This window comes from Kitasatospora sp. NPDC004669, from assembly GCF_040609455.1.
Taxonomy (GTDB): Bacteria; Actinomycetota; Actinomycetes; order Streptomycetales; family Streptomycetaceae; genus Kitasatospora.
Map to the genome: position 1 here is coordinate 1 of NZ_JBEXKB010000147.1, position 9,362 is coordinate 9,362.

General features: G+C 69.8%; 6 protein-coding genes and 1 pseudogene. 5 read left to right on the forward strand and 2 right to left on the reverse strand.

What is annotated here, in order from left to right; all coding sequences use genetic code 11:
* Positions 1-133: 133 nt before the first annotated feature.
* Both ABZW30_RS45635 and ABZW30_RS45640 read right to left on the reverse strand, forming a co-directional pair.
* Complete coding sequence (locus ABZW30_RS45635; RefSeq protein ID WP_355677248.1) at positions 134-553, reverse strand: YciI family protein; 420 nt, start codon at positions 551-553, stop codon at positions 134-136.
* Between the two features lie 118 nt (positions 554-671).
* A complete protein-coding gene (locus tag ABZW30_RS45640) occupies positions 672-2,690 on the reverse strand; it encodes a HEAT repeat domain-containing protein (protein WP_355677249.1) in 2,019 nt (672 codons plus the stop codon).
* 528 nt (positions 2,691-3,218) lie between these two features.
* Between ABZW30_RS45640 and ABZW30_RS45645 the strand changes: the two genes are divergently transcribed.
* The 5 genes and pseudogenes from ABZW30_RS45645 to ABZW30_RS45665 all read left to right on the forward strand — a co-directional run bounded on the left by ABZW30_RS45645 (position 3,219) and on the right by ABZW30_RS45665 (position 9,213).
* Positions 3,219-4,274 carry an alpha/beta hydrolase gene (locus tag ABZW30_RS45645; RefSeq protein ID WP_355677250.1) on the forward strand — a complete coding sequence of 352 codons (1,056 nt, stop codon included), beginning with the start codon at positions 3,219-3,221 and terminating at the stop codon, positions 4,272-4,274.
* A gap of 349 nt (positions 4,275-4,623) precedes the next feature.
* Entirely contained in the window at positions 4,624-6,297 is a 1,674-nt protein-coding gene (locus ABZW30_RS45650; protein ID WP_355677251.1) for an NAD-dependent malic enzyme, read from the forward strand.
* Positions 6,294-7,775 carry a class II fumarate hydratase gene (gene fumC / locus ABZW30_RS45655; RefSeq protein WP_355677252.1) on the forward strand — a complete coding sequence of 494 codons (1,482 nt, stop codon included), beginning with the start codon at positions 6,294-6,296 and terminating at the stop codon, positions 7,773-7,775. Before ABZW30_RS45650 ends, fumC begins: the two co-directional genes overlap by 4 nt.
* A 67-nt stretch (positions 7,776-7,842) precedes the next feature.
* A pseudogene (locus ABZW30_RS45660) lies at positions 7,843-8,250 on the forward strand (diguanylate cyclase); the annotation flags it as partial.
* A 219-nt stretch (positions 8,251-8,469) separates the two neighbouring features.
* Positions 8,470-9,213 carry a class I SAM-dependent methyltransferase gene (locus tag ABZW30_RS45665; protein ID WP_355677253.1) on the forward strand — a complete coding sequence of 248 codons (744 nt, stop codon included), beginning with the start codon at positions 8,470-8,472 and terminating at the stop codon, positions 9,211-9,213.
* Positions 9,214-9,362: the final 149 nt, after the last annotated feature.

The window sequence follows — 9,362 nt, forward strand, 5'->3', positions numbered from 1 at the left end:
GGGGGGGGGTGTGTTCCGGGGGGGGGGTGGGGGGGCCCCGCCCGTCGTTCCGGGGGTTTCTCTTCCCCCCTGCCGGCCTGGCGGCCGCGGGGCGCCGCGGGGGGGCGCGGCGGGCCGTCCGTGGCTGCGTCCATCAGAGCTGGCCGGTCCGCTCGCGCCACGCCCGCTCCTTGATGACCCACTCGTTGTCCTGCGGGAACTCCTCGATACCCGGCACCCGGCGGATCTCGCACTTGGAGCCGGGGATCGCCGGGATCCGCTTGGCCCACTCGACGGCCTCCTCCTTCGACGCGACGTCGATCACGTAGAAGCCGCCGAACAGCTCCTTCGTCTCACCGTACGGCCCGTCGGTGACCACTGGGCTCTCCCCGCTGTAGTCGACCACCACGCCCTGGGAGGGGTCGTCCAGGCCCTCGGCGGCGACGAGCACGCCGGCCCGGATCATCTCGTCGTTGAAGCGGCCGATGGTTTCGAGCATCTCCTCGAAGGGAGTCCCCATCATCTTCTCCAGGGACTCGTCCGTGCCGCGCATGATCAGCATGTACTTCGCCATCTTCGGTCTCCTTGATCGGGGGTCGGTTCTCGACCCTCTCAGCCCTAGGTCGAACGGCGAGGGTCGCGGATCGACACGGCGGGACGGATTTCTCGAAATTTCTTCCACACGATGCCCGTCACGGGGCGGCGCGGGGGTCGGCCGGGGGTGTTGCGGCGGTGACCAGCTCGGTGACGGCGGCCCGGATCGCCTCGTCGTCGACGAAGGCGCGCCAGTCGGCGGAGGTGCTGAGGCGGTCGTCGAGGGTGAGGGCCTGGGCCAGGAGGGTGGCGGCGGGGTGGGCGGCCGGACCGATGTGGGTGAGGTGGCGGACGGCGGCCAGCATGGCCGGGAGGTAGGAGCCCTGGGTGAGGGGGCGGCAAACGGTGAGGAGCGCCGGGACGGCGGTGCCGGTGTCGCCGGTGGCGGACCACAGGGCGTAGGCGGCCTCGACGCTGACCCAGGCGTCGTCGCTCGCCGCCATCTCGCGCAGCCGGTGCGCGTACGGGGTGGCGTGCGGGCCGAGCTCGGCGAGGCGGCGCAGGGCGGGGCCGGGGAAGCGTCCCTCGGTGGCGGCGGGGCCCAGGACGGCGAGCGCGGCGTCGGGGTCGCCGCCGAGGCGCCAGTAGGACCAGGCCGCGAGGTCGGCGTCGCGACCGCCGGCGGTGGCGTGGGCGAGCAGGGACTCGCGGGCCGCGCCGCCCGCCGGGCCGATGCCCGCCAGGGCGGTCGCGGCGTGCGTCCAGGTCGACTCGCCGTCGAGCAGGTCGAGCAGCTCCGGTAGGGCGGTGCTCGCGACCGGGCCCCAGGCGGCGAGCACCTCACAGAGCGAGCGGACCAGCAGACCGTGGTCGGCGCCGGGCAGCCGGGTGCGGATCGCGGGGACGAGGGCCGCTGCGTGGCCCCGCAGCGGGATCAGCAGCTCGTGGAGGGCCGGGAGGTGGGGCCAGTGGCCGTTGCCGAGACGGGAGTGGTGCCGGGATGAGGTGTGGAAGCCGAGCCTGGTGCCGGTGAGCCGGTCGGTGAGAGCGGGGACGCAGCGCGGGTCGCCCATGCGCGCGAGCGCCCATATCGCCGCGTCGGCGACGGATTCGCCGGTGCGGGTCGTCAGGGCGGCACTGTCGTCGATCAGTTCGGCCACCGCGTCGGCGTGGGCCACGGCGGACGGTCCGAGGCAGGCGAGCAACTCGGCTGCACGGTACCGGACTTCGGTGTCCGGGTCGTCCAGCCGGGCGGCGATGCCCGGTAGCAGATCGGGCGCCGGGGAGCGACGGCGGGAGAGTAGCCCGCCGACCAGCGACAACGCACCGGCACGTTGCTGTGGGTCGGGGTGGTCGGCCAGCAGACCGAGGACGTACGAGACCAGGGTGTCCGGGAACAGGTCGTCCGGGAACAGGTCCGCCGTCCAGTCCTGGATCGCGACTACCCCGCAGCCTGCCTCGCTGGTTTCCCGCCACACCTCCACGCCGGGGTCGCGGACCGCGTCCAGGACGAGGCCGAGGTGCCGGGGCGCGAGCTCGGGGTCGGCCGGGGCGAGGGCGTGGACGGCCGCCAGCCGCAGCTGCGGCTCGGGGTCGTCCAGCAGGCCGTGCAGGAGGGCGAGGGCCTCGGCGACCCGGCCGCCGGTCGGTGGGCGCCGGGTGGCGGCCCCGATGGCGATGGCGAGGTCGAGGCGGGCGGCGGCGTCGTGCTCGACACCCCACTGCGTCAGCAGCGCGGGCAGGATCAGCTCGCCCGGGCCGCCTGACACGCCGACAAGGTGGACGGCGGAGCGGCGGATCCCGGGCTCGGGATCGGAGAGGAGGCTCAGGGCGTCGGGCAGCGCCCGCTCCCAGGCCGGCTCCCAGCCAGGGTCCACCCGGTTCGCCGCGACGTGCTGAGCCGCAGTGCTCAGTTCCGTCATCAGTTCCAGCAGGTCGACCCGGGTCGGGACATCCGTTCGGGCGGCCAGCCTGAGGAGGTACGGCAGCGCGGCGGAGGCGGCGGAGCAGATCCAACCGCCCTGGTGGAAGAGGGCGTTGTCCAACGCGCCGGCGGCGGCGCCGGCCTCCCGCGGGTCCGGCCCGGCGCAGCGGCGCAGCAGACCGGGCACGTCCGTCGCGGAGCCGTAGTTGTGTCTGTGCCCCGCCCAGTCGATCTCGTCCAGTCCCTCCCACATGGGCCTGGACTCTACCGCCGGAGCGCTCCGGCACTGGAACCGATTCCGAGCCTGGGCCGTGCCTCGCAATGCTCAGACGTCCGCCGCCGGGAGCTGGTGGAGCCGGGTCCCGGCGACACCTGGGCCACGAGGCTCTGGGGGTGGCATGTCGGGACGGGCAGTTGGACTGTGGCTCTTCGGGCCACGCGGGGTCGTGGATGTCCTGGCCGATGTGGTCCCGGGATTGGAGACCTTCTGTGACCCGGTGGAGGCCAGGGCCGGCAGCAACGTCGGCGCCCTCGCAGTCGCGTGCTGCTCGGGGCGCTCCTTTTCCCCCGCAAGCCGTGCATCACTCACCGCTGTTGCGCCGTCACTCTGACGGGTGTTGCATGGCAGAGGCGAGGCGCCGGCGCGAGGGCCCACGAAAATGACGGAAACCGGGTACGGACGTCAGGCGAATTGCGATTGCCGGCCGATTCCCTGTGCCACGTTCACCGTGTCACGCGATCGGCGGCCCGTCGGCGTCGCCTCAGGCGAGGAGGTTCATCGATGGAAATGCCCGAGGGAATCACACACAGCCGTCGTAAATTCCTTGGCGCCGCTGCCGCGACTGCCGTGGCGGCCCAACTCGGTATGACTGGTGACGCGCAAGCTCAGTCCGAAACGGGAAGGTCTGCGGCGTCTCCCGTGGCCGGTTCGGGGGCCGGCGGATTCCTTGGTCCGGTGAAGCAGATCAATGCCGGCGACCTGAGCGTGGGATACGTCGAAGCCGGACCTGCGAACGGACGGCCGGTCGTACTCCTGCACGGCTGGCCCTACGACATCCACAGCTACGTCGCGGTCACGCCCCTGCTCGCGGCGAAGGGGTACAGGGTGGTCGTCCCCTATCTGCGCGGCCATGGCGCCACGCGGTTCCTTTCGAGCGAAACGCCCAGAAAAGCCCAACAGTCGGCGTTCGCTCTCGACCTCATCGCCCTGATGGACGCCCTCGGGATCGACAGGGCCATCCTCGCCGGATATGACTGGGGAACACGGACGGCCGACATCGTAGCGGCCCTCTGGCCGGAGCGCTGCAAGGCACTGATCTCGACGACCGGGTATCTGATCGTCAACGTCGAGGCCAACAAGGTGCCGACGGCGCCGAAGAGTGAATGGGCGTGGTGGTATCAGTACTACTTCGCCACCGACAGGGGCGTGCTCGGCCTCGAGAAGTACCGACGCGACCTGGCCAAGCTTGTGTGGAAGTTCAACTCCCCGACCTGGAACTTCGACGAGGCGACCTTCGATCGCACGGCCGCCGCATTCAACAACCCGGATTACGTCAAAATCGTGATCGATAACTACCGCTGGCGACTTGGCCTGGCCAAGGGTGAGCCCCGGTACGACGCCCTCGAGGAACGCCTCGCCACAGCCCCTGTCATCAAGGTGCCGACGATCACCATTGACGGCGCACACGATCCGTTCACGCCTCCGGGAAATGGATCGGCTTATCGCAAGAAGTTCGCCGGCAAATACGCGCACAAGACCCTGGAGGCAGGGCACAACGTTCCGCAGGAGGCTCCGAAGGCCTTCGCGGCGGCCGTCGTCGAAGTCGATGGCTTCTGACCCCTGATCGCGCTGCTGGACTTCGGAGAGTTGCATGAGGGCCTGCTCCACAGCAGGGAGCGGCAGGTCAGCCGAGTACGCGCCCCGGGCGCAGGCCCTCACCATGATCGGCTGCACCGTGACCAGGGACATCGTCCTGGTTGAAGTCGCCGACCGGTCGGCCGGTGGTTAGCCTGAAGACAGAGTGGCGGATGAGGCGCCGCGGCGAAATCGACGGCGTCTCGCCACGCGGCGCTCCCGCGAGCGGTCGAGTGCGAGTGGTCGAGCAACCGGGGCCGCGCCGTCCTGCGTTCATGCCCCCAGCCATCCCGGTCGGAGCTGAGACGGCATTCGCATGGAGGAGGATCTCATGACCGAGAGCCACGCGCGGACCCCCGCCGTCCCCAGCGTCCTGGTGGATCCGCTGCGTAACCGCGGAGTCGCCTTCACCCAGGAGGAGCGGGAGGCCCTCGGCCTCACCGGACGACTGCCTGCCGGAGTGCTCGCGCTCGAGCGGCAGGCTCAACGTGCCTACCGGCAGTTGAAGGTCCAGGGGAGCGACCTCGCCAAGAACGTCTACCTGGAACAGCTGCACGACCGCAACGAAACCCTCTACTTCAAGCTCCTCACCGATCACCTCGAAGAGCTGCTGCCGATCGTCTACGACCCCGTCGTGGGCGAGGCGATCGAGAAGTACTCCCACGAGTACCGGCGTCCGCGCGGCATCTTCCTGTCCATCGACCGGCCCGACGACATGCAGAAGGCCTTCGCCACGCTTCAACTCGGGCCAGAGGACGTCGACCTGATCGTGTGCACCGACGCGGAGGAGATCCTGGGTATCGGCGACTGGGGCGTGGGAGGCATGCTGATCTCGGTCGGCAAGCTCGCGGTGTACACGGCCGCCGCCGGCATCGACCCGCGTCGCGTCGTTCCCGTGTCGCTGGATGTCGGCACGGATCGGACATCGTTGCTGGAGGACCCGCTGTATCTGGGCAACCGACACCCCCGTGTCCGTGGCGCCGACTACGACGCGTTCATCGAGAAGTACCTGGAGACGGCATCGTCCACGTTTCCCGACGCGCTGTTGCACTTCGAGGACTTCGGTCCCAGCAACGCACGGCGCATCCTGGAGCAGTACGGCGGCCGCTATCGGATCTTCAACGACGACATGCAGGGCACCGGAGCCATCACGCTGGCCGCAGCGCTGTCCGCGGTCAAGGTCACCGGCGTGCGGATGCGGGACCAGAAGTTGGTCGTCTTCGGCGCCGGGACCGCCGGGGTGGGCATCGCGGACCAGCTGCGCGACGCGATGGTCCGCGACGGCGCGGATCCGGAGCGGGCCACCGCCCAGGTGTGGCTGATCGACAGGCAAGGGCTGCTCACCCGGGACATGACCGACCTGCGCGACTTCCAGCAGACCTACGCGCGCGATCCGGCCGAGGTCGCGGACTGGGGGCGGCACGACGGCGCGATCCCGCTCCTGGAAACGGTTCGGCGGGTCAATCCGACGATCCTGCTGGGCACTTCCACCGTGCACGGTGCGTTTACCCGCGAGGTCGTCGAGGCCATGTCCGAGGGTACCGAGCGGCCGGTCATCTTCCCGATCTCCAACCCCACCTCCCGGATCGAGGCCATGCCCGCCGACGTCATCGCCTGGTCCAGGGGCAAGGCGCTCGTGGCGACCGGCATCCCCGTCCCGCCCGTGGAACACGACGGTGTGACCTACCGGATCGGGCAGGCCAACAACGCGCTGCTCTACCCGGGACTCGGCCTGGGCACGATCGTCTCCGGCGCGTCCCAGGTGACCGCGGCCATGCTGCTCGCGGCTGCGCAGGCTGTCGCGGACCAGGTCGACCCGTCGGAGCCGGGCGCCTCCCTGCTGCCTCCCGTGAAGAACCTCCGGGAGTCCTCGGCGATCACCGCGACCGTGGTGGTCCAGGCGGCGCTCGACGACGGCGTGGCCACCTGCAAGCCGACCGACGTCGGAAAGGCCGTCCGGGAGGCCATGTGGCAGCCGGTCTACGCCGACGGAGCGACGTCATGACCACAGAGCACCACGGCGTGGACCGGACCGGGTCGGCCGGTCAGGACGAAGCTCCGAAGATCCTTGACATCCCCGTCGGACTGCACGCGACCGGGACCCGGCGGGAGACCGACTCCATGGGCGCCGTCGATGTCCCCGCGGACCGCTACTGGGGCGCCCAGACGCAACGGTCCCTGATCCACTTCTCCATCGGGGACGACCGGATGCCCAAAGCGGTCTACCACGCCTACGGCTACGTCAAGAAGGCAGCCGCCCGTGTCAACGGGAACGCCGGGCGGCTGCCGGCCTGGAAGGCCGACCTGATCCAGCGGGTGGCCGACGAGGTCATCGCGGGCGAACTGGACGATCACTTCCCGCTGTACGTCTGGCAGACAGGGTCCGGCACGCAGTCCAACATGAACACCAACGAGGTGATCAGCAACCGTGCCATCCAACTCCTCGGCGGAGAGCTGGGCAGCAAGGTCCCGATCCACCCCAACGACCACGTCAACCTGGGGCAGTCCTCCAACGACACCTTCCCCACCGCCATGCACATCGCCGCGGTCAAGGAGATCCACGAGCACCTGCTGCCCAGCGTGCAGGCGCTGCAACGGGCCATCGAGACCAAGGCACAGCAGTGGCACGATGTGGTGAAGATCGGCCGCACCCATCTGGAGGACGCCGTCCCCCTCACCGTGGGGCAGGAATGGTCCGGCTACGCCCGTCAGCTGCAACAAGCCATCGGCCAGGCCACCAGGTCCGCCGAGGGCCTGAACGAACTCGCCATGGGCGGCACAGCGGTCGGGACCGGGCTGAACGCCCCACCTGGATTCGGCGAGCAGGTCGCCGCCGAGATCGCCACCGCGACCGGCTACCCGTTCATCACCGCGCAGAACAAGTTCGCCGCCCAGGGCGGCCTGGACGCCATGGTCGGCGCCTCCGCCGGGTTGCGGGCCTTGGCCGTGCCGCTGATGAAGATCGCCAACGACATCCGCTGGCTGTCCTCCGGACCCCGCTGCGGCCTCGACGAACTCATCCTCCCGGCGAACGAGCCGGGCTCCTCGATCATGCCCGGCAAGGTCAACCCGACCCAGTGCGAGGCGATGGTCATGGTCTGCATCCAGGTGCTGTCCGAGGACACGGCCATCGCCTTCGCCGGCTCCCAGGGCAACTTCGAGCTGAACGCCATGCGCCCGGTCATCATCAACGACTTCCTGCACGCGGCGACCATCCTCGCCGACGCCTGCACCAAGATGCGCGAGTTCTGCATCGAGGGCACCCGGCTCAACCGGGAGCAGATCGACGGCTACGTCGACCGGTCACTCATGCTGGTCACCGCACTCTCGCCCGTGATCGGCTACGACAGGGCCTCGGCGATCGCCCACAAGGCCAACGACGAGGACAGCACCCTGCGCGAGGCGGCGCTGGCCTCCGGCTACATCAGCGCCGAAGAGTTCGACCGCATCGTCCAACCCGCCGCCATGGTCGGTCGGACGTAGGACGGCTCCGGCTGGAGCCGGCGGGTCGGCTCGTGCGGGTTCGGTCCGCGCGGCGCGGCGTCCTCCCCGACGCGCGGAGATCGACGGCGCCGACGAGGCCCGCCGATTCCTGGAGGCCCACGGCATCAGCGGCGAGCCGGCTCAGCGGGTCTGGACCGCCGTCGCCCTGCACACCACCCCGGAGATCCCCCTGCACATGGCGCCTGAGATCGCCCCGGTCACCCGCGGTGTGGAGCTGGACGTCCTGGGCATCGGTTACCGCGCCGTCACGGACCGACAGCGCGTGGCGGTGGTCGCCGCGCACCCCCGGCCCGACTTCGAGAACCGCATCCTCGCCGCGTTCACCGACGGCATCAAGGACCGTCCCGACACCACGTTTGGCAACGTCAAGGCCGACATCCTGGCCCACTTCGTCCCGGGCTTCGAGCGCGGCGACGTCGCCGAGGTCATCAAGGGCTCCGCCTGGGCTGAGTAACACCGAAGACCGACCGTACAGACCCCCCGTCTGTCGACCCGCTTGGGCGATACGAGGGCGCGTCCCGTGTCGACCGGTCAACTTCTTTGTGTCATCCGCGAGTACGGCGGCTCAGGCCGGGCCGGGGAGACTTTCCGCCACGACGGAGCGCGGGCGCGCCTCCGGATCCGGAGGGCCGGTGCGGCCGAGCGGAGGACGACTCAGAGAAGGGGGCGGCACATGGGGGTGCAGCAGTATGACGGGATCGGCGAGGTGTTCGAGGGTTTCAAATCCCTGCCGTTGATCCGTTACGGGGAGGTGCCGAGCTTCCTGGGCATGGTTGGGGACGTGAGCGGCAAGTCGGTTCTCGACCTGGCGTGCGGTACCGGTTTCTACAGCCGGGAGTTCAAGCGGCGTGGTGCCACGGACGTCTTCGGCGTCGACATCTCCGGTGAGATGATCGCTGCTGCGCGGGAGTTCGAGCGGCGGGATCCGTTGGGTGTGCGCTACGAGGTCGGTGACGTGGCCGAGTTGGAGCCGCTGGGCCGGAGTTTCGACGTCGCGTTGGGAGTGCAGTGCCTCAATTACGCGCAGGACATCGCGGCGATGGAGCGGATGTGTCGCAACATCCATCGGAGTCTGGTATCGGGTGGGGACTTCTTCGTGCTCGCGCAGAAGCCCGATTACGGGTTCGACTGCGAGTCTCTGGAGAAGTACGGTTTCCGCTGCGAGTTGACCGGCGAGGAGATCGAGACCGGTCCGCGGGTGCGGATCACGGCACTCCTCGACCCCTGGCCGATCAGTATCGTCGGCGCGGCCCCTCGTCGCGAGGTCTACGAGGGGTGTCTGCGGGCGGCCGGGTTCCGTGGGCTGGAGTGGGTCCCGCTGCAGGTGTCCGATGCGGGTGTCCGGGAGTTCGGTGAGGAGTTCTGGGTGGATGTGCTTGCGAGTCCGCCGTTGGAGCTGCTGCGCTGCCGCGTTTGAGGGGTGCGTGTCGGGCGTGTTTCTCCTGTTGAGGGGAGGTGAGCACTGGTGCCGGGGGTGTGTGTTTGCGGTGTGGCCTGTTGGGTGTTCTCGCTCGGGGGTGGGGTCGGGTCGTTCCGGGTCGGTGCCGTGTGCGGTCGTCCGTGTCG

What these genes read in the sequence shown, in the direction of transcription:
- ABZW30_RS45635 (WP_355677248.1), bottom strand. Translation starts at nt 553, where the DNA reads ATGGCGAAGTACATGCTGATCATGCGCGGCACGGACGAGTCCCTGGAG.
- ABZW30_RS45640 (WP_355677249.1), bottom strand. Translation starts at nt 2,690, where the DNA reads ATGTGGGAGGGACTGGACGAGATCGACTGGGCGGGGCACAGACACAAC.
- ABZW30_RS45645 (WP_355677250.1), top strand. Translation starts at nt 3,219, where the DNA reads ATGGAAATGCCCGAGGGAATCACACACAGCCGTCGTAAATTCCTTGGC.
- ABZW30_RS45650 (WP_355677251.1), top strand. Translation starts at nt 4,624, where the DNA reads ATGACCGAGAGCCACGCGCGGACCCCCGCCGTCCCCAGCGTCCTGGTG.
- fumC (WP_355677252.1), top strand. Translation starts at nt 6,294, where the DNA reads ATGACCACAGAGCACCACGGCGTGGACCGGACCGGGTCGGCCGGTCAG.
- ABZW30_RS45665 (WP_355677253.1), top strand. Translation starts at nt 8,470, where the DNA reads ATGGGGGTGCAGCAGTATGACGGGATCGGCGAGGTGTTCGAGGGTTTC.